This window comes from Devosia sp. Z6_126 (assembly GCF_058133495.1).
Window position 1 is genome coordinate 466,903 of sequence record NZ_JBYUNO010000002.1, and the last position, 22,373, is coordinate 489,275.

A 22,373-nucleotide genomic window follows, 5' to 3' on the forward strand; every position below is an offset into this window, starting at 1 on the left:
GGCTCTTACCTGAGCGCCTGACGCGTGCCAGTGATGGCGATCGCGGCAACGATGATCAGGCCGGTAAAGACGTCCCGCAAGCCCGAGCCGAAGCCTGCGGTGTTGAGCAGCGTGGACACCATGAACAGGAACAAGGCGCCGCCCCAAAGGCCGGGGACATTGGCCCGCCCGCCCGCGACCGAGGTGCCGCCGAGCACGACCACGGCGATTGAGGTCAGCAGGTATTCGCGGCCCATCGACAGCGAGGAACCACCCGAAAATCCGGCCAATAGCGCGCCGCACAGCGCGGCAAGAGCGCCGGAAAGCACATAGGTCAACAGCCGCGTGCGCTCGACCGACAGGCCAGCGAAGCGGGCGGCGCGCATGTTCTGGCCAGTGGCGAGCACGGTGCGGCCATAGATGGTGCGGTGCAGCACGATTCCCGCCACGACCGACAGCGCGATGGCGACGATGGCGAGTACGGGAACACCCAGAAAGCGCGAGAAGGTAAAATCGGAGAGCGCTGCGGGCGGCTTGATCTGCAAGCCGCGGCCATAGCTGATGCCGACGGACTGGATGATGAAGCTCGAGGATAGGGTCGCAACGATGGGCGGGATGCGGAGCAGTCGGATCAGCAGATAATTGAAGCCACCAATCAGGAGGCCGCAGGCGAGCGCGGCAAGGAGACCCCAGAGGATAAGGCTGTTCTGCCCATCCATGACCTTCATGGCGACGGCGCTGGCCAGGCCAATGGTGGCCGGGATCGAAAGGTCAACATTGCCGGGCCCGAGGGTGATGACGAACATCTGGCCCAAGCCCACCATGACGGTGAACACCGAGAAGGACAGGGCGGCGACGAGCATTCCCTGGGCGCCCTGCCCTGCAATGGAAAAGGAGAGCACCCAGACCAGGAAGGCGCCGAGGAATGACCAGAGCCAGACCGGAAGACTGTTTAGGGTGAACCGCGAAAGGGAAAGGGTCTGATCGGTCATTTTTCAGCTTTGCTGATGAGCACGCGAGCGGCGAGGATGATGATCAGGAACATGCCTTGGGCGCCGACCTGCCATTCCTGCGGAATGCGGCCGCCCGGCAGGAACGGGACCTGGAAGAAGTTCAGGGCCGAGGATGCCAGTTGTAGCACCAGGGCTCCGATTACCGCGCCGATGGGCGAGATGCGACCGCCAACGAACTCGGCGCCGCCGATCACCGCTCCGGCGATGGAGAGCAAGGTGTAGCCGGTGGCCATGTTGGCGTCGGCGCTGGAGGACACGCCGACGAGCGTCATGCCGGCCAGAATGCCGAAGATACCGGCTAGGGCGAACATGGCAACCTTGGCCTTGAGGATGGACCAGCCGGCACGATGGACCGCGCGGGCATTGCCGCCAACGCCGCGCAGCACCGCGCCATAGGAGGAGCGCATCAGGATCAGGTGCACGACAAGGCCAATCACGATCGCCAGCAAGACCGGCATCGGGATGAACGGGGGCTGGAGGGCCATGAAGTCGCGCAGCAAGCCGGGAGCCGAGCCACCGGGCGTCGGACGGATCAGGAGGGCGAGGCCGGCCCAGAAAAAGCTCAGGCCCAGGGTCACGACGATGGAGGGGACATTGCGCAAGTGAATGATGACGGCCGCCAGCATGTAAACCAGCACGCCGCCGGCCAGCATGAGCGCGGCAAGGAGGGGCGCTTCAGGCATATAGGTGGCGGTGACGCAGGCGACGAAGCCGACAAAGGCACCGATCGACAGATCAAGCTCGTTGGTGGCCATGACGCACATCTGGGCGATGGTGGCCAGAGCGACCGGAATGGCAAGGTTCAGCATCAGGTTGAGGCCGAAATAGCTGATCGCCCGGGGATTAAAGTACCAGATCGCGGCAAGCACGATGACGAGCGAGACGGCCGGCAGGGCGCCGCGCAGCAGGCGCTGACGGGAGGACGCAGCCAGGTTCTGGCCGCGTGCCGTGGTCGAAATGTCGGTGGTCATGCCGCGTCCTTGTCCTTGAACGAGGAGCCAATCACGCTGGCCTCGGTAATGTCAGCGCCCTGCAGTTCGCCCACGATGCGCCCGTTCTGGAACACGTAGACGCGGTCGCAATATTCGAGTTCTTCGAACTCGGTGGTGTACCAAAGGAAGGTTCGGCCGCCCGCTGCCTGCTCGGCAATGATGTCATAGACTTCAAGCTTGGTGCCGATATCGACGCCGCGCATGGGATCGTCCATCAGCACCACGGCGGATGTGGTCGAGAGCGCCCGGGCAAAGAGCGCCTTTTGCTGGTTGCCCCCGGATAGAGAAAGAATTTCGTCGTCAAGCGAGGGCGCCTTGATCGCCATGGTTCGGCCCCAGCGGCTCGAAAGCTCCCGCTCCTTGGCGCCTGACAGAAGCAGGCCGTTGCGGAGCACCGGCAGCGAGCCGACCGCGATGTTGTCGGCGATGGACCAGAGCGGGAAGATGCCATCGGCTTGCCGGTCGCCGGCAACGAAGGACACCGCGCCCGCGACGGTGATTTCGGGCTCGCGGGCGCGGGCCGCTTCAAAAACCTGCACCAGGAATTCGGTCTGACCATGCCCCGACAAGCCAGCAAGGCCGATGACCTCGCCGCGCCGGGCAACGAAGGGCAGCCCCCTGCCCGCCCGTTCGGCCTTGACGGCAATGGGAGCGTCGGCGAGGGAGCGGATCGAGCGCTCGCGCGCGGCGCGGTCAGGATGCTCGCCGCCGCTCATCAGATCGACGAGGCTTTCGCGCGAGAAGTTAGCGACCGGGCCGGAAGCCACGAGTTGGCCATTCTTCATCACCGCGATCTGATCAGAGTAATCGAGGATTTCGCCCAGCATATGCGAGATGAGGATGCACGAGACCCCGTTTTGCACCTCCTTGCGCACGAATTCCAGTAACTGGCGCGAAGTGGTCGCATCAAGTGAGGATGTCGGTTCATCGAGGATCACGAGGCGCAGCACGCCTTCGCTGACGGTGAAGGCTCGGGCGATCTCGACCATCTGGCGGCGGCCGATGGAGAGGTCGGAAACTACGGTGTCGGGCGAAATGTCGTGGCCGGGAAAAATGCGCTCCAGCATGGCGCTGATCAGCGCACCGGCCTTTTTGCGCCAGCCCCAGCCCTTGATGGAGGGGTGGAGGATGCGCGCGTTCTCGGCCACTGTGAGGTTGGGGCACAAGGACAGTTCCTGAAACACGCAGCGCAGCCCCAGGGTTTGCGCCAGGTGCACCGAAATCTGGTCGTACTGCTGCCCGCCGGCCTGGATGCGGCCCTGATCGGGTCGCAGCGTGCCGGCAAGGACATGCATCAAGGTCGACTTGCCGGCCCCGTTATGGCCGACAAGTCCGAGGCACTGGCCCCCGGCAATCAACAAGTTGACGTCGGACAGGGCGCGCACCGCGCCAAAGGAGCGGGAAACACCCGCCAGCTCAATTGCCGATCCGTTTGGCGCGGTCATGGCTTACTTCTGCTCTCGCCTAGAGGTTGTCTGCGATGGCCTGGATGGCTTCCTCTTGCGAGTATTCCTTATTGGCAACGCCGCCGACCGGCGTGTTGGCAACAGCTTCATCCAGCGTTTCCTGGGTGACGGTCAGGTAGGGAACGGTCACGTCCTTGGGGATTTCCTTGCCGTCAAGGATCTGCTGGGCAACCCAGAAGGCGAGCGTCGAGATGCCGGGCGCGATGGTGCCGGACCAGGTCTCGTAACCATTGGCATCGCGCTGCTCCTGCCACCAGGCCAGCTCGTCCTGACGGTTGCCCATGATGATGATCGGCACATCACGGCCGGCAGCACGGAAGGCCTGAGCCGCGCCATAGCCGTCGCCGCCCTGGGTGACGATGGCATCGATCTCGGGCAGCGAGGGCAGCACGGTCGACACAGCGCGCTGGGCCGTGGCCTGATCCCAGTTGCCGGTAGCTTCACCCACAATGGTGAAGTTTGGATGAGCCTTGACGCCGTCGGCGATACCTTCATGAATGAGGTTATCAATGGAAGTGCCGGCAAGACCACGGATTTCCAGGAGATTACCGCCTTCGGGAAGACGGCCGGCGAGATAGTCGAGCTGCTGCTGGCCGAGCTGCTTGTAGTCGACCGCCACGCGCCACGCGCAAGGCTCGGACACAGTGCCATCAAACGAGACAACAACGATACCGGCGTCGCAGGCGGCCTTGACGGCGCCGTTCAGGGCGTCGGGGGAGGCGGCATTGATGACGATGGCGTCGTAGCCCTGCAGGATCAGGTTTTGGACCTGGGCGGCCTGGGTGGGCACTTCCTGATCGGCGGTGGTGAAGGTGTCGACGGCCGCGACGATCCCGTCAGCAACGGCCTGGCTCGTCACCTTCTCCCAGCTTTCGAGCATGGCCTGACGCCAGGAATTACCGGCATAGTTGTTGGACAGGGCAATGCGCTTGCCCGATGTTTCGGCATGCGCAATGCCGGTCAGGCTGGTCGATGCCAGAACTGCAGTCAGCAGAATCAGTGAACGCTTCATTGATATTCCTCCTCGCCGCCAGGCGGCCCTATGAACCCCTCGTCAGCTCGCGCAACACCTGAGCAGCTTACCTGCTTCTTTGGACGGGTCGCTTCGCACCAGGTTGTCGGATGCGAGCTGGCTCTGTTCTGTCCGATTTCGTAGTATATAGGATATTGATTAGCAAGCTGGCTTGTGGTGGTTTGCAGAGCAGGTTGCTGATGGGGAGCCGTGAAGACGTGGCGTGCCTGGCGTCGTGCTGCAGGACGCGCCATCGGAAAGGACGATTATGCCGGCGGCGGACAAGACCCTCGACAAGACCAGCCTGGCCGAGCAGGCCTATAATCACATTCGCGACCTGGTGCTCGACCAAGCCGTCGAGCCCGGTGAGGTGATCGGCATCGATGTGATCGCGAGCAAGCTGGGCGTGTCCCAGACCCCAATCCGCGAAGCCCTGGCGCGCCTCGAAGGGGACCGGCTCGTCGTACGTCTGCGCAATGGGCGCTACACGGCGGCGCCGGCCATGTCCCTGCTCGACTACGCGCATCTGTTTCAAACGCGCTTACTGCTGGAGCCTGCGGCCGCGGCTCTCGCGGCGCAGCATCGTACCGAGCAGACCATTACGACGCTCGAGCAGTCGATCAAGGGAATCAACTCGGCCGGACGGGGCCCACGCAGCCAGCTGTTCGTGAACTTCGTGGACGCAGATGCCCTGTTCCACCAAACCATCGCCGCCGATTGCGGCAATATCTTTATTACCGGCGCCCTCGCGCAGTTGCAGGCCAATCATCGCATCGGGCCGCTTTATCGCAATCGTGGCGTGGTCGATGCCGATGCGGTGATTGCCGAACATACAAAGATCTGTGCCGCTATTCGTGCTGGCGATGCCAAGGGCGCCGAAGACGCCATGCGGCATCACATAGAGCGGGCACGCGACGTCATCCTGGCCTGGGTGGAGGATGCCCCGGCCGAGCATGATAGCACCAAAAAAGGGTAGGAGATCCCCATGCCGTTCATCAACATCCGACTCGTCCGGGAAGTCATCGCTGATGATCCCGAAGGCAAGAAGGCCCAGATCGCGCGCAAGGTGAGCGACGCGGTGACCGAAGCGACGGGGCTGGCGCCCGAGGACGTCTGGGTGGTGTTCGAAGAGGTTGCGGCGCGCGACTGGTATGTCGGCCCCACCAATGTCCATACCCGGCGAAATCTCGGCTAGGTCCGCCGGATCAAGCACGCCACGGAATGGCAGTGGCTGCAGCCACCGCGCTCTTGCGCGGGCGACCGCGATTGCCTCGCGACCCCTCACCCAACAAGAACTGAAAGCGCTGATATGACGGATGTTTCTGCCGGCACCATTACCATTGCCCCCGAGGAGCTGGAGGGACGAGTCCAGGGGGCGCTGCGGGCAGCGGGCGCGAGCGAAGCGTCGTTGCTGGCTGCGACCAAGGCGATGATGCATGCTTCGATGCTTGGGGTAGACAGCCATGGCGTGCGCCTCGTACGGCATTATTGCCAGATGCTGGGTGGCGGCCGGATCAACAAGAACCCGGAACTGCGCGTCGAGCACAAGGGGGCTGGCAGCACCATGCTCGATGGGGATGACGGGCTGGGTCATTACGCCTCTTACCGTGCGATGGATATTGCCTGCGAGCGGGCCAAAGAAAGCGGCATTGCCGCGGTGGGAGTCCGCCGCTCGTCCCATTTCGGCGCCGCGGGTGCCTATGCCCTGGAGGCCGCGCATGCGGGCATGATCGGCTTTGCCACCACCAACACCGATTCCATGGTGCCGCTGTTTGGTGGCGCCAAGCGCTTTCACGGCACCAATCCGCTGGCCTTTGCCGCCCCCCTGCCCGGCCACAAACCCTGGCTGCTGGACATGGCGACTTCCTCGATCCCGATGAACCGCGTGCTGCTGCATCGATCGCTGGACAAGGAACTGCCGCCCGGTGTTGCGGCCGATGAGAGCGGCGGCACCGTGACCGACCCGCATAGCGCCGAGATGGTTCTGCCATTGGGCGGGGACGAGTATGGCTACAAGGGCGCGGGGCTAGCGGGCCTCGCCACGCTGCTTTCGGCCGTGCTCACCGGCACAACCCTCGATGCCGATTTCATCCCGATGGTCGGGGCGGACGATATCAGCACGCCCCGCAATATGGGTCACTTCGTGCTGGCGATCGATCCTGACCATTTCGCCGGCCGGGCCATTTTCGAGATGGGCATGTCGCGCTATATCGCCTCCTTGCGCGAAGCTCCCACGCGGGAGGGACACGAGGTTATGGCGCCCGGCGACCGGGAATGGAGGCGGGCCGAACATCGGCGCCAGCATGGCGTCCCGATCGATCTCGATACGGGTCGGTTCCTCGACCTTGCCTGATGCAAAGATTGAGCCGGCCACGTGGCGCGGCCGGCTCAATGGTGGTTAGGCGGCTTTCTCGGTGACGTCGCCGCTGTGGCGGATTTCGGTACCGAGGACTTTGAGGCATTCGCGGATAAAGGCGGCAAGAGCCGTCCAACCCTTGGCTGAAACCATGGTGCCGTCCACATAGGCTTCGGTGGGCGACAGATCGATATAGGTGCCGCCGGCCAGGATCACTTCGGGCTCGCAGGCGCCGAGAGCCGCGACTTTCTTGCCACGCACCACGCCATCCACCGCCACCAGGATCTGCACGCCGTGGCAGATGGTGAAAATGGGCTTGTTGGTTTCGTGGAAGTGCCGGACCATGGCCTGCACGCGCTTGTCGGTGCGGATATATTCGGGACCACGGCCGCCCGCGGCATAGACGGCGTCGTAATGGTCCAGCTTGACCTCATCGAAGCTTTTGTTGAGCTGGAAATAGTGGCCCATCTTTTCGGTATAGGTCTGGTGACCTTCAAAATCGTGCAGGGACGTGGCGATGATGTCGCCGGCCTTCTTGTCGGGGCAGACGACGTGGACCGTGTGGCCAACGGCTTCCATGGCCTGCTGATAAACAAAGATCTCGTATTCCTCGGTGAATTCACCGACCAGCATCAGGATTTTCTTGCCTGGCATTTTGCGTCTCCAGTGGTTGTATGGGGGGGGCCAGCACTGGGCTGGCCCTGCAGCTATCAGAACGGGGAGTCAGGGAAGTAATATTCAGCCGCATTGTCCTTGGTGATCAAGGGCGCGTCGAGCTTTACAGAACCGCGCACCGGAGCCTGCCCGTTGAACTGGGCAGCGGTCATGTAGATCGCGGTCTTGATCATGGACGGCGGATAAGGCGTCTCGATCGGGGTCATGGGGTCACCCGCCATCACCTTTTCGATGATTTCCTTCATGCCATTGCCGCCGAGCGCATATTTGATTTCGGTGCGGCCAGACTGCTGGATGGCTTCGAGTACGCCGAGCAGCATGTCGTCGTCATTGGCCCACACGGCGTCGATATGGGGGTACTTGGCGAGATAGTCCTGCATCAGGCTGAAGGCTTCGTCGCTGTTCCAGTTGGCATACTGGATGTCGAGCACATTGATGTCAGTGCCTTCGATCGTGTCCTGGAAGCCCTGGATACGCTCGTCATCGATCACGGTGGGAATGCCGCGCAGCACCACCACATCGCCCTTGCCGCCGAGATTGTCGATCAGGAACTGGGCCGTAGTGGAGCCAACGGCGATGTTGTCGCCGGCCACGTAAAGGTCCTGGATTTCGGGATCCGTCAGACCACGATCAACCACGGTGATGAAGGTGCCGGCATCCTTGATGCTCTGGACCGGCCCTGTCAGTTCCTCGGAGGAATGGGGCAGGATCACGAGGGCATCCGGCTGGCGGGTGGCGGTCAGATCCTCGAGCGCGCTGACCTGGGCGGATGCCGAAGGTGAAGTCTTGACGACAACTTCGATATTGGGGAATGCGGCCTGGATTTCTTCGGCTGCGGCCTGGGCGTGGTAGACAACACCGGCGGTCCAGCCATGGTCGGCGGCCGGGATCGAGACGGCGATCAGCTTTTTTTCCTGGGCGAGAGCAGGCACGGCCACGAGCGCGGCGGCGACACTGATCGCGGCAAGCATATTCAATCGAGACATAGTTTCCTCCCTTTGACCTTTCGCAGGTGCAAGCCGTTCGGTCGCTTTACGGCTGCGCTTTCGAGAACCTCTGTACGAGCATCGCAATGATGATGATGACGCCTTGCACCGCGGCGACGAGGTATTCGGAAATGAAATCGGACAGCACCATCAGATTTGCGATCATTTCAAGGATCACGGCGCCGGCGATGGTGCCCCAGATGCGCCCCTTGCCACCGCGCAGGGCGGTGCCGCCGATCACGACGGCGGTGATCACCTGCAACTCCCAGAGGAGCCCGGTGGTGGGGGTGGCGGCCCCGAGCCGCGGGACGTAGCAGATGGCGGCGATGGCCACGCAAACGCCCTGAATGACGAAGGCGGTGGTGCGGATCTTGGGGATGGAAATGCCGGAAAAGCGCGCCACTTCCTCATTGGCACCGACAGCGGCGCAGCGGCGGCCGAACTTGGTCTTGTAGAGCAGGAAGGCGCCGATCAGAGCCACGACGATCGAAACGATGATGGGGATCGGGATGCCCGCCAGAGTGCCGAAATAGATGGGCCGGAAGGGCTCGCGCAGGCTGCGGTCGATCGGGATCGTGCCGCCATTGGACATGAAGGTGATGAGCGCGCGGAAAATGCCCATCGTGCCTAGGGTCACGATGAAAGGCTCGATCTTGCCGATGGTGACGATGAGGCCGTTGAACAGCCCGCACAGCGCACCGACGCAAAGCACCAGCGCCATGCCGGCGATGATGGCATTTGCTCCCAGACTGGGCACGAGGGCGTTCATGAACATGATCATGACGCCAGTTACAAAGGCTGCCATGGAGCCGACGGAGAGGTCGAGGCCGCCGGAGGAGATGACGAAGGTTGCGCCCACCGCGATGATGGCGATGAAGGACGAGCGGGTAATGACATTGGTCAGGTTAGTGGGCGAGAGGAAATCGGGGTTGACGAGGAAACCGACGATCACCAGGACGGCCAAGGCGATGAAGGGACCCAGATCCACCCAGTTGATGCGCCCGAGCAGGGTTTCGCGCGGTGATGCGGCACTGATTTCAGCCACGGGCATTTCCTCCAGTTGAACTGGCGGTTGTCCCGCCACTTGTTGCGGCAAGCACCACCGCATGTTCGGTGATGGCGTCGCCCTCCAGTTCGGCCACGAGCCGGCCCGACCGCATCACGAGAATGCGGTCACACAGGCCCACCAGCTCCTGCAGTTCCGAGGAGATGACGATGCAGGACTTGCCCTCGCGCACCAGCTTGTCGATGAAAGTGTAGATCTGGCTCTTGTTGCCGATATCGATGCCGCGCGTCGGCTCATCGATGATGACGACTGAAGGGTTGAGCAGCATGATCTTGGCCAGCAGCAGCTTTTGCTGGTTTCCGCCCGAGAGCTGACCGGCCTGCAATTGGCGGCTGCGCACGCGGATATCATATTCCTGCACCGCGCGATCGAGCTGCTGATCTTCGAGCTTTTGCTCGAGATATGGTTTGCGATATATCCAGGACAGAGCCGTCAGCACCAGGTTGGGTGCCAGTCGCTCCCGCAGCAGCAGACCCTTGCCCTTGCGATCTTCTGTCAGATAGCCGATCCCGGCCTCGATGCCATCGGCAACCGAACGGATATGGGTCTTCTTGCCGCCGACGCGCACGGCACCGGTCTTGGCGGGCCGCAGTCCCAGCAGGCCCTCAAAGAGCTCGGTTCGCCCAGCCCCGATCATGCCGCCAAAGCCGAGCACTTCGCCCGGGCGGGCGACGAAGGAAATGTCGTGCGCGAAACCTGGCACATCGGCATGCTCGACTTCGAGCAGCGGCGCTGCAGTGGAGAGGCCGCGCTTGTGTGGGTAGAGCATAGCCAGGTCGCGTCCGACCATGAGGTTGGCCATGTCCTGCTGGGTTAAATCAGCGGCGGGATAGGTGCCGATCTTCTTGCCATCGCGGAGCACTGTGATGCGATCGGCGAGAGCTTCGACCTCATCCAGGCGGTGGGAGATGTAGAGCACGGCTGCGCCCTGGTCCCGTAGGCCACGCACGATCGCCAGCAGAGTTTCGACTTCGGTGGCGGCGAGCACCGCGGTGGGTTCATCGAAGATCACCATGGTGTGCTCTTCGAGCAGGGCACGGGCGATTTGCACCAGCTGGCGCTGGGCGATGGGAAGATTGCGAACCAAATCCCGGGGGGAAGCGGTGCAGCCGATCGCCGCGAGCCGCTCGGCGGCGATGCGCTCCATGGTCGCGTCATCGACCAGCCCGTTGCGACCGAGTTCGCGGCCTAGAAAAAGGTTTTCCACCACGGTGAGACCGTCGGCGAGCAGGATCTCCTGATGCACCAATACAATGCCGGCATTTTCGGCCTGCACCGGCTTGCTGAAGTGTGCGGGCTGACCGTGATAGGTGATGGTACCGGTGGTGGGTTCCACATGCCCGGAAACCAGGCGCATCAGCGTAGATTTGCCAGCGCCGTTCTCGCCGATAATGGCGTGGATTTCCCCGGCGCGGATATCCAGGTCAACGCCGCTCAGCACCGTGATCGGGCCATAGGCTTTGCCGAGATCCTGCAATTGCATCAGCGGCTGCGCTGTGGTTTGCGCCCGATCCTGGAGCACAGCGTGCGCGACCCCGGTCATTCGAAAACCGGCAGCAAGCGGTCGCGCGAGCGCTCGATGTGGGCCCGCATCGCCTGCTCTGCGGCCTGCCCGTCACGCGCTTCAAACGAAGCAATAATCGCCTCGTGCTCCTCCAGCGCTTCCGCGGTGACGCGCGAGTGGAACATCAAGCGAAAGATGTGGAAGTGGACATGCTGGTGTGCCAGCGTATCCCGGATCAGATCGTTGCCAGCGGTCTGGACGATCATGTCGTGGAACACCGCGTCCTGCCGGGCAAATTGCGAATAGCGCGCGCGTTCATCGCCTGATTTGGCGCGCCGCCCCATAACCCCCGCAGCTTCGGTGAGTGCAGCAAGGTTCTTGTCGGTGAGGCGCGCAACGGCCTCCCGGGCAGCATGAGGCTCGAGCAGAAGGCGAAGTTCATAAAGGTTGGCGAATTGTCGAACCGAGATCTGTGGGGCGGCGCTAAAGCCGATGAGATGAGTCTTGTTGACCAGCCCCTCACCCTCTAGGCGCCCCAAGGCCTCACGGATGGGAGTCTGCGAGACGCCAAGCTCGCGAGAAAGATTGTCGACGGTGATGCGGGCACCAGGCGCGATCTTGAGCGCCATCAGCTGGGAAAAGATTGCCTCATAGACTTCGTTGGCGAGACTGATCGGGCGCGGGATTGGCGCGGCGCTTTTGTCCGCCTCCATTTTCGCATCTCTCGTGAGCACGTGCCGAGCCATTGCTTCCCCCTCGCAATGACAAACAGCTAGCACGACATACCTCGACATGCAATCGTATATGATATTGGATTGCGGACGCAGCAGTTGCTCCGAGTGGCCTCGGGGCGCACACGAGGCTCAGCATAGGAAGTGGCCAGTGCGAAAAACGGATGACTTGCAAGCTGGGGAAATGATGGTGGAAGATGCCAAGGACCTGTTTCGGACACGCGATCACGTGCCGGACTTTGAGGGCTACCTGAAAGAATATGCCGGCCGCAGCGCCCTAGCGCGGCATAATCCCCGGGCTGTACTGGACCTTGAGTACGGGCCCGAGCCAGACGAAAAGCTCGACCTGTTTTTGCCACCGCCCGCGGCCGCCCGGGTGCCGGTGCATCTCTTTATTCATGGCGGCTATTGGCGGATGTTCAGCAAGGACGACTTCTCCTTTATTGCCGATACGGTGGTCGCTGCCGGCGCCATCGCCGCTGTTATGGACTATTCCCTGATGCCAGCGGTTCGCATGGAGACGATTGTAGCGCAGGTCCGCCGCGCTGCCGATTGGCTTGTAGCGAATACACCTCGCTTTGGCGGCGACCCGAACCAACTGAGCGTATCGGGCCACTCCGCTGGCGCCCATCTGTGCTGCACGCTGCTGCAAGCGGATTTCCTAGTAGCGCCTAAGAGCGCGCTCCTTCTCAGCGGTATCTATGACCTAAAGCCGCTGCGGTCGTCCTTTCTGCAGCCAATGATCGGCCTGATGGAGGACGAGGTCACTAAATTCTCGCCTCTCTCGGGAAACTATCGTGCAGGCGGCGATGTGCTGCTGCTGGTCGGGGAGCAAGAAACCCTGCCGTTCCATTCCCAGGCAGACGCGATGCAATCGCGGCTTGCTGCCCAGCAGGTGCCAACCAGAAGGATCGATATCCCGGACAGCAACCATATGAGCATAGCTCTTGACCTCGGGGTCGGCTCAACCGCAGTGGGCCAACTCCTGACCGCCGCCATCAAGAGCACCATAGGCTAGACTTCTCCCCACTTATTCAACGTGGCGCGGGAAGCGCTTTACTCCGTTGCCGCTCCGGGGCATCTAGCCCCGCATGTTTTTCATCCTGTCCAAGATCTTCTGGCTGTTCGTGCAGCCCGTCAGCCTTACCTTCGTGCTGTTTTTGGCGGGATGGATGTTGAGCCTGTTGCGCCGTCGACTAGCGGGGCTGGTATTCGTTGACCTAGGGCTGTCCAAGCCTTTCAGCACGCCAGCACCGAAATGGCGCCGTGGCTGCGCCTGGCTACGGTCTCGATCTCGTGGCAGCGAGCCACGTGCTGGGACAAGTCCCGACATTGCCAATGTTTCGAGCCATCCTACACCGCCGCCTGCTGGCGCAGGGTCTTGGGATTAATGGTCAGAGCCTTGGCGACACGCTCTTCAGGAATGCCCCGCCGGCATAATTCGCCACACTACGGACTGTGTCAGCGGGTTAGCCGTAGGCCAATAACGGAGCGCGAGTTACGTTAGCATGGGCAATCATGTGACATGTCGGCGGTCAATATTATACCTTCAGCGTCCGGCAAAAAGGCAGCACCTACAACCACCACTACGGCTGGCACAAAGAAGCTGGCATCAAATCCAACCAGAGCGCAGCGCGATCACATAACGGTAGAGGCCCCAGGCAAGCACACGATACCGGCCCGAGTTGGCGGAAGCTTAGTTTGTCGAAGAAAAATAAAGCTTAGCCCAACTGCGAATACGACGCTCGGCAGGCTTATAGCATCGGCACCCACTACCTGGATGCGCGTGTTCGCAAAGATCACCGCTGCTCCACCCAAGCGCCGGCCATAACCCGGAACACCTGCGTTGGCCGCTGTGAGCTCTGGAGACTACCCCAGTTTTACCCGCGCATGAGCGCGAGGAAACGTTGGTAATTATGCCCCAAGATAGCGTAAAAAATAACCTGCAGCGGCGACGCCGGCTCGTTCAAAAACCTGCCTGAGCTGAAAATGACTACAAAAATGGATGTCGCCTTACCGGAAAAATGCCGGCGGCGAGGTTGCCCCGTCCCCTCTCGCTCCGGGTCACAGACCGGCCTCACAGCACTGACTTACGATTGTGTCCACCGGAAGCTTGTCCTTCATACAAGACCCCTGAATGAGTTGCAGATTTTACATCTTTGGGCCGACTACGCCCCCTAGGCAGCGTGTCATCTCCGCTGCCGCGCTGGCGACGAGCTTTCCAAGAACTGGAATGCGCGAACCTACAAGTCGGCTTGGCAGGCCTGAAATGGAGAGAGCACAGACAACCTCCGCATGGCTGTCATAAACTGGTGCGGCGACACATCGAAGCCCAGCGACATACTCTCCGTCATCCACCGCATAACCTTCGCTCCGGATCTCGGCGAGTTGGAGTTGCAGCGCATCTCGGCAGGTCAACGTCTTTGCGGTAACGCGACGCATGCCGTGGCGCGCGAGAAACGACGACACTTCTCCGCCGGAGTATGCTGCCAGAACCGACTTGCCCATCCCCGAGGCTGTCATTGGCGTTCGCCCGCCAATGCGGGATATCGCACGGGTGATTTCCCGGCTTTTCATCTGGTCAACGAGAACGATCTCGCCATTGTCCACCACGCCCAAATTCGCGGTTTCATTGGTTTGATCACGTAAACGGCGCAGGTAGGGCTGGGCGGGAGCCATAAAACTGCGCTCGCGGATGAAGGCGTTTCCGATCGCAAAGGCGTGCGAGCCAATGTGCCAACGATTGTCGGCGGCCAGAAATTGCACAAACCTCCTCTGCTCGAGTGTCGTAAGTAGACGGTGCACGGTCGTCAGCGAGAGACTGGTACGTTTCGAGACGTCGGTTAACCTAAGCCCCCCGTCTGCTTGACTGAGGGTTTCCATCAGTAGCATGGCACGGTCAACCGACTGCACCCGTCCATCGAGTTGCTTTTCCATTCCAGCCCCTCCTCCCAGGGATTGCTAAATGGCGACCAGGCGAACCTCGTCCTCCGGGACGTCAACGACTGTCATGGTAGCGCTACCAATTTTATTGTCAATGTGGGGTTTTGCGTTATGATCTGGTGCCTCGGGCCGCGATTGGCTCTGGACAATCGGAAACGGCATGGCACGACGAAGCTCAAGGGGACGCCCCACTATCTCAGACGTTGCGGCGCGGGCCGGCGTTGGCGCCATTACGGTGTCGCGATACCTGCGGCAGCCTGACAAGGTCTCGGAAGCGTTGGGGCAATCGATCGCAGCGGCGGTCCAAGAACTCAACTATGTCCCTGACCTAAATGCGAGAGCGCTGGCATCTCGACGCACCGACGTGGTGAGCGTTCTTGTTCCCTCGTTGACGCAGAACATTTTTTCAGACGTGCTACGCGGCATCTACGATGGTGTTGAAGACAGTGGTCTCCGAATTGAATTGAGCAACACCCGCTATGACAGCGCGACCGAAGAGTTGCAGGTCTATGCGGCGTTGCGGCACGGGCCTGCAGCCATCATCGTGTCAGGGACGGAGCAAACGGCAGCGACCCGGAAGATGCTGGAAAATGCCGGGTGTCCCGTGATCCAGATCATGGATCTGTGCGACGATCCAATCCAGAAGGTGATCGGCTTTTCGCATTATCGCGCCGGCTTCGCCATGACCCAACACCTTATCGAGGCGGGTTACCGACGCGTGGCGTTCTTTTCGGGGTGGATGAATGCCCGGTCCAAGCAGCGTATGGCCGGCTATCGTGATGCCCTAGATGGAGCTGGCTTGTTCGATCCCGATTTGATCGGCCAGATCGGGAATGAGAACCCACAGGCCAGCCGTGGTTCGGTCCAGGATTTTCGTCAGTTCTCGACAGCGGTGATGGGGCGCGAGTTGATGTTCGCCATGTTGGATCGGCGACCAGACGTCGAAGCAGTGTTCTGCAACAATGACGTGCTTTCGCTTGGGGCGCTGTTCGCGCTCCATTCACGCCGTGTATCGGTGCCGCAACAGGTCGGTATCGCCGGGTTCAACGACTTCGACTATATGGAGGCTGCCTACCCGGCTATGAGCAGCGTGCGTATTCACCGCTGGCAATGCGGTTACGAAGCCATGCTCGCGGTGCGCCATCAGCTCGATGGCGGTGCGGCTGGTGACGCAGTTGTCGATCTCGGCTTCGAGGTGATGAAGCGCGCCAGTACCGACCGCAGTGGTGCGTTGCGGCCGGTTGTGGCTGGTGAATTGGCCTAAGCCTAGACCTTCCAGTCGCTGCTCCAATCCTGCACCACATGTCCCGGCGACACAGTGGTATAGGTCCGCTTTGGGGGGACGAAATCTGCGGCCCGGATAGGGCTCTTGATTTCGTCGGTAGAAATTTGACGGACCTGGTTGCGGCGGGAGGGGTCAGGGATCGGCACGGCCGCGATCAGGCGCTGCGTGTAGGGATGCCTCGGGTTTTTGAAGACTGCCGCGGCGGGCCCCATCTCCACAATTTCCCCCAAATACATGACCGCCACCTTGTGGCTCATGCGCTCGACCACCGCCATATCGTGCGAGATGAAAAGGTAAGACAGGCCGAACTTCTGCTGCAGGTCCAGCAGCAGGTTGACCACCTGAGCCTTGATGGAGACATCGAGGCCGGACACCGACTCATCGGCGACGATCACCTTGGGTTCCAGCGAAAGCGCGCGGGCGACGCAGATGCGCTGGCGCTGGCCGCCCGAGAACTGGGCCGGATATCGATTGGCGACGTCTGGATCAAGGCCGACCTGTTCGAGGAGTTCCGCCACCTTGGCGCGGGCCTGCTCCCTGGTACCCAAGCGATGGGTGAGGTAGGGCTCGGCGACCGCCTCGCCCACGCGTATGCGGGGATTGAGGCTCGCGAAGGGGTCCTGGAAGATCATCTGGATATGGCGGCGCATGTCACGCATGCGCTCCTTGTCGAGTGCCATGATGTCGGTGCCGGCAATCGAGATTTGTCCGCTCTGCGGCTCCGTGAGACGCATGACGGCCCGACCCGTAGTGGACTTGCCGCAGCCCGATTCCCCGACGAGCGAAAGGGTTTCGCCCGGCTGGATATCGAAGGAAACGTCTTCGACCGCGTGCACCCGACCCTGCACCTTGCCGAAGAAACCGTGCCCGAGGTCAAAGCGCTTGACCAGGTTCTTGACGGAAAGCACGGGCCCGCTGGCATGATCGACCGTATCGGGCCGCGCTTCGGGCACCCGCAGCACACCCGTCTTGCGATCAACGACAGGGAAATGTTCGGGCTGGCCGTTGCCCTTCATCGAGCCCAAGCGGGGCACGGCCGCAATCAGGGTCTTCGTGTAAGGGCTTTGTGCCGAATTGAATATGGCGTCGGTGGGTCCCTGCTCCACCACCTGCCCGCCCAGCATGACCACTGTACGATCCGCGATCTCGGCGACGACGCCCATATCGTGGGTGATGAACAACACCCCCATCCCCTCGTCCTGTTGCAATTGTTTGATTAGCTGCAGGATCTGGGCCTGGATGGTGACGTCAAGCGCGGTGGTAGGCTCGTCGGCAATCAGCAATTGTGGCTTGCACGCCAACGCCATGGCAATCATGACGCGCTGGCGCATGCCGCCGGAGAGGTTATGCGGCAGTTCCTTGGCGCGGGCCTTGGCGGCGGGAATACGCACCTTCTCGAGCATGCGCACAGCTTCGGCATCGGCCGCGGCGCCGTCCATCTGGCCGTGGATAATTAGGGTTTCGGCGATCTGCTTGCCGACGGGGGCGAGTGGATTGAGGCTGGTCAGGGCTTCCTGGAATATCATGCCGATCTGGCGGCCGCGAACCGTCCGCATCTCAGGTTCGGAAAGCGTCAGCAGTTCGCGTCCGCTTAGCTTAACCGAACCAGTGATCCGGCTTTGAGTAGGATCAAGCAGGCGCATGATGGAGAGGGCGGTAACGCTCTTGCCCGAGCCTGATTCACCGACCACGCAGAGGGTTTCGCGGGCGCCGATCTCGAAGGAGATGCCTTTGACGATCTCGATCGAGCCGGACTTGGTTTGAAAGGACGTCTTGAGGTCAGTGACGCTAAGCACCGATTCGGCAGTTTGTGGTGCTCGGTTGGAAATCTCGGCGATGCCAATATCACTCATGGATGTGCTCCCGTGGCATCATTATTGCGAGGTGGACGGGTCGAGCGCATCGCGCACGGCGTCACCCACGAGGTTGAAAGCCAGGACGACCAGGGTGATAGCTGCCCCGGCCCCGATGATCGGCCAGGGCGAACCGAAGATGTTGTTGAGCCCGTCCTTGATTATGTTGCCCCAGCTTGGATTGGGCGCCTGCGTGCCAATGCCCAGGAAGCTCAGCGAGGCTTCGAGGCGAATGGCGGAGGCAACCCACAGCATCATCAGCACCACGATGGGAGCCATGATGTTGGGTATGATGTGCCGGAAGATAATGGTCGGCGTCCGTACGCCGACCGAGATCGCGGATTCCACAAAAGGCTCGTTCTTGACCGACAGGGTCTGCGCCCGGGCGACGCGGGCAAAGCCCGGGACAAAGGCTATGGTGATGACGATGATGACATTCCAGAACCCGCCACCGAGCACAGCGGCGATCATGATGGCGAGCAGCAGTTCGGGGAACGCGAGAAGAAGATCGACGACGCGCGAGATGACGCGGTCGACGATGCCGCCGAAGTAGCCGGCGATGACACCGAGTGTGGTGCCGATCAAGGCGGCGCAGAAGGGCGAGATCAGCCCGAAGATCAGCGAGTTGCGCGAACCGTAGATCATGCGCGAGAGCACATCGCGACCAAACTGGTCGGTACCGAGCCAGTTCTCCCAGCTCGGCGTACGATTGATCTTGAGCATGGATTGGGTCAGCGGATCATATGGGGCGAGCACGGGGGCCAGGACCGCCACGACGATCAACACTGCGATGATCGCAACGGCGACGATCGTTCCCGGCCGCCCAAACAGCACGGATTTGATGTTCTGGAAGATCGACGGCTCGGGGGCGAGCAGATGTGACGAAGTCTCTGAAAGTGTGGTCATCATTTCATCCTGATGCGCGGATCGACGACAATATAGAGGAGGTCCATCAGGAGGTTGATGACCACCACGAACATGGCGAAGACGACGACGCCACCCTGAATGACAGCGTAATCACGCTCGGCGATCGCGCTGATCAGCAGCTTGCCAATGCCGGGACGGTTGAAGACCATTTCAATTGCGACCGAGCCCGAGAGCGTGGCGAGCGTGCTGAGGCCGAGGCCCGTGGTCAGGGGCAGCAAGGCGTTGCGCAGGCCGTGGCGATAGATCACCCTACCCTCCTTGGCGCCCTTGGCGCGGGCGGTGCGGACATAGTCCTTGCTGAGGACTTCGAGCAGTGAAGTACGCGTCAGCCGCCCGATAAAGGCTGCCTTGACGAAAGCCAAGGTTAGTGCGGGAAGGAATACATGGTACATGCGGCTCGCGAAATCAGTGCCGCCGCCATTGATCGGGAACCAGCCAAGGTTCAGCGCAAAGGTGATAAGCAGCAATGCACCGAGATAGAAGTCGGGGATGGCATAGCCAACCAGTGAAAACACGCGCACCGCGCCGTCAGGCAATTTGTTGCGGTTGGTGGCTGCAAGCACGCCGAGCGGCACGCCGGCCAACAGCCCCATGAGCATGGCGACGATGGTGAGCTCGATGGTGTATGGCAGATTGTAGAGGATCAGGCCAACCACATTCTGATTGCTCATCATCGAGGTGCCCAGGTCGAGGGTGAACACCCCTTTGACGAAATTGATGAACTGCAGCCAGAGCGGATTGTTCAGGCCCATGCGCTCACGGAAAAGGGCCAGTTGTTCGGCGGTTGCCATGTCGCCCAGCGCGGCGATGGCGGGGTCACCCGGCAAGATGCGCATGGCGATGAACACCAGCAGCAGAACAAGAAATATGGTGGGCACGGCGTCGGCCAGCCGCAGCAACAGGTATCTCGCCATCTTCACCTCCCACCGATTCTTCGGCGTTTTGGCCGCAGCATACCCCGAGGGCGCGCTGCGGCCATTCTTGATTATCGTTGCAAAGCCGTAAAATAAGGCTCGTTGGCCAGGTTCGCCTCAAGGCCCGGGACCAGCACGGATCGGCCATCGCGCTGGAAGCTGATGAAATACTGCAGGTGGAAATCGGACCGGGTGTAATCGGCCGGGATCGTGGCCGAGAAGCCATCGTTGCCAGCCGCCATGGGCATGGATTTCCAGCGTTCCGCCTGGTTGATGTGGCGGTAGTGCAGGATCGGGAGGTCATCGGCTCCAGCCGGCACCGAGATCGTCATCGGCTCGCCGCCTGTGAAGCTTGCAACGGGCACCTTGATGGACGTGTCGGCCGAGGTGAGCCGCTGTGCCCTGAGCGCCGCAATGGCAGAGTCTACCGCTGCCGTAGCTGGTACCGATTCAGTGCCACCGAAGCCGCGTAGGGCTTCCAGGTCGAGCAATTCGGCCTCCATCTCGGGAAGTCGGGCATGCCAGGAGCCGCGCAGCCAGGATTGCGGGCCATAAGTCAGATCATCATGATAAACGCCGCGCGAAACGGCAGACAGCCGCTGCCAGGCGGCGACGCTGCGTTTGGCATGGTCGATCATCGGCTCGATGAGTGCCGTTGCCTTGCTGGCGATGAAGAGTTCCGCCCAACAGGATGCACGGAACTTCTCGGCAAAATGACGGGCGATGCCCCCCAGGATTTCAACGTCGATCTGGATACGCTGCGGTTCGGCGTGGCCAAAGTCCGCAGCACCGCGCGCGGCGGCCAAGGCGTCCTCGCAGCCCTGGGCCATGGTGTCGAGCCAATCGGCAACGTCGAGGGGGGTATAGCGGTGGCTAGGTTTGCCCGCCAGAAGCAGCTCCGCGAATTCGCGCGGGGAGGCGAACAGCGCGGAGTCGAATGTGGGGGCGTTGCCAAAGCGGGTTGGCCCTTCCATGTCAAAGCCATAGGCGCGTTTGCCGGAGCCCTCGATCAAACCCAGATTAGTGTAGATCTCGGGCCAGTAATGGTTGTTGGATGCCGATGGACCGTGCGCTAGGGTGATGAGTGGCAGCACGCGGCTGGCCCATGACAGTCCCTGCTCACAAGCTTGCGCGACATCGCCGCATTCATGTTCAAGCCATCGCATCCAGCTCTGGCGAGGGGCCTCGGGGTTGTAGAGCAGTCGGCCCCAGACGCGGTATTGATAGTCGTATTTGCGCCAGTCCTGCCGGGCGGCCAGGCCGTGCTTTTGATAGTTGAAGCGCTGGCCCGCCATGCCGGTGCCCATGCGGCCCTTGAAGCTCTGCGGCTCACACCACTCGACCCCATCCGACCCGGCGAACATCGAACTCTTGCCATAGCCGGCGGCGAACACCGGATCGCCCCAGAGCAGCACGCGCTGCGTGCCGGCCCAGATGCGGTAGATGACCTTGTAGTCCTTGTCCTTCGTCAGCAGGTCGCCATAGGAGTAGCGCAGGAATTTGCGCGAGCCTTCGCTGAGCTGCTCGCGTTCGCTCTTGGCGCTTTCGGGCGGGTATTCCTTGTTGCGGATGGCGGACTGATGATAGGGGGGCCCCATGTGCTCGGCCAGGTATTTTGGCGAGGCAGCGACCGGCATGCCGGAGCGGCGGGCGATGTCGATCATCTTGTGATCGAGACCCTTACCGTGCATGTCGATCTCGACCGGCCGACCCGCCGCGGCTACGCCCGCAAACGCTTCCTCCCAAAAGCCATATTCTCCTTCGGCAATACCGCCCTCGACATGGACGCGGAAGGTCAGGCCGGTAATTTCGGGGACCTCGGTCAGCAGCGCAGTGATGGCGTCGCGGCAATAGGGGGCGAGGTTCTCGTCGGTGACGCCGCGGACGGTATAGTTGGCGCGAGGGACGTCGTCGAAATCATAACGCTGGGTCCAAAGGGCCAGTTGGAACTCGAGGCCCCGGCGGGCGCATTCGCGGCCGATGAACTTGAGCATCTCGAGGTTGTGCTCGCGTTCTTCGACGCTCAGTTCCTTAACGTCGACTGCATACCCCTCGAGCTGCAGCAGGAACGGATAGGGGAAGTAGAAGTAGACGTCGGTGATCCAGGGATTGTGGTAGGGGTAGTTATAGCCCATGCCCAAGGTAAGCGAGAAACGGTTGAACCGGTTCGAGGCTAGCATGGACAGGTAATCCCGCCACTGCTGCTTGTCGTAATACCAGACCTTGTCCTCTTCCTCGGCGCAGAAGAGGCGTGCCATGGATCGAATTCTGGCGGTCGGCTGCTCGACGAGCGGGAATTCTCCAGCAAACAGATCTGCGGTGCCCGCGGTGCGGACGCGGTCGGCCAGTTCAGTCAAGGCATAGACCAGACCGCGGGTATCATAGCCCCAAACACGAATATTATCACTATCGCGCTCGAGCACCATGGCTTCGGCGACCTGGGGATAGTGCGGAGCGCCGGCCCCAGGCGCTACAACTTCGATGGTGATGGCGGCGTTGTCCATGGCGCCGATCTCGGCCGTCACCTCGCGCTGCCGGAGCGCGTACTGCAGCTGGCCCGAGGCCCAGGCTACGGAGCCATCGGCATCGCTGAGCGATGCCGGAACGATAATTGATATGGATGGAGCCGCGCTCATGAACCAAATGCCTTCTGGAGACGCAAGAACGATGG

General features: G+C 61.6%; 19 protein-coding genes. 5 read left to right on the forward strand and 14 right to left on the reverse strand.

Annotation, left to right across the window (positions count from 1 at the left end; genetic code table 11):
• Positions 1-5 precede the first annotated feature (5 nt).
• Genes AC3YOG_RS09210 through AC3YOG_RS09225 form a run of 4 tightly spaced genes read right to left on the reverse strand, consistent with a single transcriptional unit; the run spans position 6 to position 4,462 of the window.
• A complete protein-coding gene (locus tag AC3YOG_RS09210) occupies positions 6-971 on the reverse strand; it encodes an ABC transporter permease (protein ID WP_489934835.1) in 966 nt (321 codons plus the stop codon).
• Complete coding sequence (locus AC3YOG_RS09215; protein ID WP_489934836.1) at positions 968-1,963, reverse strand: ABC transporter permease; 996 nt, start codon at positions 1,961-1,963, stop codon at positions 968-970. The genes AC3YOG_RS09210 and AC3YOG_RS09215 overlap by 4 nt, the downstream gene beginning before the upstream one ends.
• A complete protein-coding gene (locus AC3YOG_RS09220) occupies positions 1,960-3,429 on the reverse strand; it encodes a sugar ABC transporter ATP-binding protein (protein WP_489934837.1) in 1,470 nt (489 codons plus the stop codon). The genes AC3YOG_RS09215 and AC3YOG_RS09220 overlap by 4 nt, the downstream gene beginning before the upstream one ends.
• Positions 3,430-3,448: 19 nt before the next feature.
• A complete protein-coding gene (locus tag AC3YOG_RS09225) occupies positions 3,449-4,462 on the reverse strand; it encodes an ABC transporter substrate-binding protein (protein ID WP_127752713.1) in 1,014 nt (337 codons plus the stop codon).
• Between the two features lie 223 nt (positions 4,463-4,685).
• Here AC3YOG_RS09225 and AC3YOG_RS09230 point away from each other — a divergent pair, with 223 nt between their 5' ends.
• From AC3YOG_RS09230 to AC3YOG_RS09240, 3 genes are all read left to right on the forward strand, one after another.
• On the forward strand, positions 4,686-5,438 hold the full coding sequence (locus AC3YOG_RS09230) for a GntR family transcriptional regulator (RefSeq protein WP_489934838.1): 753 nt from the start codon (positions 4,686-4,688) through the stop codon (positions 5,436-5,438).
• Between the two features lie 9 nt (positions 5,439-5,447).
• A complete protein-coding gene (locus AC3YOG_RS09235) occupies positions 5,448-5,657 on the forward strand; it encodes a tautomerase family protein (RefSeq protein ID WP_127752711.1) in 210 nt (69 codons plus the stop codon).
• 114 nt (positions 5,658-5,771) lie between these two features.
• Positions 5,772-6,815 (forward strand): Ldh family oxidoreductase, encoded by a 1,044-nt coding sequence (locus AC3YOG_RS09240; RefSeq protein WP_489934839.1) that lies wholly within the window; start codon positions 5,772-5,774, stop codon positions 6,813-6,815.
• Positions 6,816-6,860: 45 nt separating this feature from the next.
• Here AC3YOG_RS09240 and AC3YOG_RS09245 read toward each other — a convergent pair whose 3' ends face one another.
• The 5 genes from AC3YOG_RS09245 to AC3YOG_RS09265 are packed head-to-tail and all read right to left on the reverse strand — an operon-like array spanning position 6,861 to position 11,762.
• Positions 6,861-7,472: a DJ-1/PfpI family protein gene (locus AC3YOG_RS09245; protein WP_489934840.1), complete on the reverse strand. Its 612-nt coding sequence runs from the start codon at positions 7,470-7,472 to the stop codon at positions 6,861-6,863.
• Between the two features lie 56 nt (positions 7,473-7,528).
• A complete protein-coding gene (locus tag AC3YOG_RS09250) occupies positions 7,529-8,479 on the reverse strand; it encodes a substrate-binding domain-containing protein (RefSeq protein ID WP_172123002.1) in 951 nt (316 codons plus the stop codon).
• Between the two features lie 46 nt (positions 8,480-8,525).
• Positions 8,526-9,530 (reverse strand): ABC transporter permease, encoded by a 1,005-nt coding sequence (locus tag AC3YOG_RS09255; RefSeq protein WP_489934841.1) that lies wholly within the window; start codon positions 9,528-9,530, stop codon positions 8,526-8,528.
• Positions 9,517-11,028, reverse strand: coding sequence for a sugar ABC transporter ATP-binding protein (locus tag AC3YOG_RS09260; protein ID WP_489935264.1), 1,512 nt, complete (start codon positions 11,026-11,028; stop codon positions 9,517-9,519). The genes AC3YOG_RS09255 and AC3YOG_RS09260 overlap by 14 nt, the downstream gene beginning before the upstream one ends.
• A 56-nt stretch (positions 11,029-11,084) precedes the next feature.
• Positions 11,085-11,762: a GntR family transcriptional regulator gene (locus AC3YOG_RS09265; RefSeq protein ID WP_127752705.1), complete on the reverse strand. Its 678-nt coding sequence runs from the start codon at positions 11,760-11,762 to the stop codon at positions 11,085-11,087.
• Positions 11,763-11,931: 169 nt separating this feature from the next.
• On the opposite strand from AC3YOG_RS09265, the gene AC3YOG_RS09270 reads away from it, so the two are divergent.
• Positions 11,932-12,798, forward strand: coding sequence for an alpha/beta hydrolase (locus AC3YOG_RS09270; RefSeq protein WP_489934842.1), 867 nt, complete (start codon positions 11,932-11,934; stop codon positions 12,796-12,798).
• A 1,133-nt stretch (positions 12,799-13,931) separates the two neighbouring features.
• Here AC3YOG_RS09270 and AC3YOG_RS09275 read toward each other — a convergent pair.
• Positions 13,932-14,717: an IclR family transcriptional regulator gene (locus AC3YOG_RS09275; protein ID WP_489934843.1), complete on the reverse strand. Its 786-nt coding sequence runs from the start codon at positions 14,715-14,717 to the stop codon at positions 13,932-13,934.
• A 166-nt stretch (positions 14,718-14,883) separates the two neighbouring features.
• On the opposite strand from AC3YOG_RS09275, the gene AC3YOG_RS09280 reads away from it, so the two are divergent.
• Positions 14,884-15,987: a LacI family DNA-binding transcriptional regulator gene (locus tag AC3YOG_RS09280; protein ID WP_489934844.1), complete on the forward strand. Its 1,104-nt coding sequence runs from the start codon at positions 14,884-14,886 to the stop codon at positions 15,985-15,987.
• Positions 15,988-15,989: 2 nt separating this feature from the next.
• Here the strand turns inward: AC3YOG_RS09280 and AC3YOG_RS09285 are convergent, their stop codons facing one another.
• From AC3YOG_RS09285 to AC3YOG_RS09300, 4 genes are all read right to left on the reverse strand, one after another.
• A complete protein-coding gene (locus AC3YOG_RS09285; protein WP_489934845.1) occupies positions 15,990-17,861 on the reverse strand; it encodes an ABC transporter ATP-binding protein in 1,872 nt (623 codons plus the stop codon).
• Between the two features lie 21 nt (positions 17,862-17,882).
• Positions 17,883-18,767 carry an ABC transporter permease gene (locus AC3YOG_RS09290; RefSeq protein WP_489934846.1) on the reverse strand — a complete coding sequence of 295 codons (885 nt, stop codon included), beginning with the start codon at positions 18,765-18,767 and terminating at the stop codon, positions 17,883-17,885.
• Entirely contained in the window at positions 18,767-19,702 is a 936-nt protein-coding gene (locus AC3YOG_RS09295; RefSeq protein WP_489934847.1) for an ABC transporter permease, read from the reverse strand. The genes AC3YOG_RS09290 and AC3YOG_RS09295 overlap by 1 nt, the downstream gene beginning before the upstream one ends.
• 71 nt (positions 19,703-19,773) lie before the next feature.
• Entirely contained in the window at positions 19,774-22,338 is a 2,565-nt protein-coding gene (locus AC3YOG_RS09300) for a hypothetical protein (RefSeq protein ID WP_489934848.1), read from the reverse strand.
• Positions 22,339-22,373: the final 35 nt, after the last annotated feature.